This window comes from Paenibacillus sp. MCAF9, from assembly GCF_052114265.1.
Lineage (GTDB): Bacteria > Bacillota > Bacilli > Paenibacillales > Paenibacillaceae > Pristimantibacillus.
In genome coordinates this window covers 1-843 of sequence record NZ_JBFREL010000081.1, presented here as the reverse complement: position 1 = coordinate 843, position 843 = coordinate 1, and the positions used below count along the sequence as shown (strand labels likewise).

The window sequence follows — 843 nt, the reverse complement described above, 5'->3', positions numbered from 1 at the left end:
CCACGAGAGTTTACAACACCCGAAGCCGGTGGGGTAACCCGCAAGGGAGCTAGCCGTCGAAGGTGGGGTAGATGATTGGGGTGAAGTCGTAACAAGGTAGCCGTATCGGAAGGTGCGGCTGGATCACCTCCTTTCTAAGGAAATACCCGRRCCCGATGAGGTTCGGATAAACTTGGCAGTTTATCGCTTACTCGTTGTCAGTTTTGAAAGATTAATCATCTTTCAAAGGAAGTCCAAAGGGAATACCTATGGGCCTTTAGCTCAGCTGGTTAGAGCGCACCCCTGATAAGGGTGAGGTCGGTGGTTCGAGTCCACTAAGGCCCACCATTATCGACTCTGAGAAGTCGGTACCCATACTAAATTTGGGGCCATAGCTCAGCTGGGAGAGCGCCTGCCTTGCAAGCAGGAGGTCAGCGGTTCGATCCCGCTTGGCTCCACCAATAAAATATTGTACTGTCTTTGCTGAAGATTAACTCTGAAGCAGACTCAGCGCAAAACATTTGCACCTTGAAAACTGGATAACGAAAGAAAAAGAATTGCTGAAACATCCTTTAAGCTACATTGATTTAATTGTTAGTGAAGGTTGTTCGTGATTGATGCGACTTCTTTTCGTTTTGTTTCAACCATTTGATGTCTTAGGAGATCAGAGAAACAAAATGAAAACGGCGCACAAGCCGAATCAACCGGAACGATAGGTTAAGCTAGTAAGAGCGCACGGAGGATGCCTAGGCACCAGGAGCCGAAGAAGGACGTGGCGAACAACGATACCGCCCCGGGGAGCCGTAAGCAGGCATTGATCCGAGGATTTCCGAATGGGGAAACCCAGCTATCGTAATGGATAGT

General features: G+C 48.8%; 2 tRNA genes and 2 rRNA genes. All 4 read left to right on the top strand.

Features of this window, described 5'->3' with window-relative positions:
* Positions 1-134, top strand: a 16S ribosomal RNA gene (locus tag AB4Z45_RS32930); the annotation flags it as partial.
* A 116-nt stretch (positions 135-250) separates the two neighbouring features.
* Positions 251-327 (top strand) — tRNA-Ile (locus AB4Z45_RS32925).
* 37 nt (positions 328-364) lie between these two features.
* Positions 365-440: transfer RNA gene (locus AB4Z45_RS32920), tRNA-Ala, on the top strand.
* A gap of 254 nt (positions 441-694) precedes the next feature.
* A 23S ribosomal RNA gene (locus AB4Z45_RS32915) occupies positions 695-843 on the top strand; the annotation flags it as partial.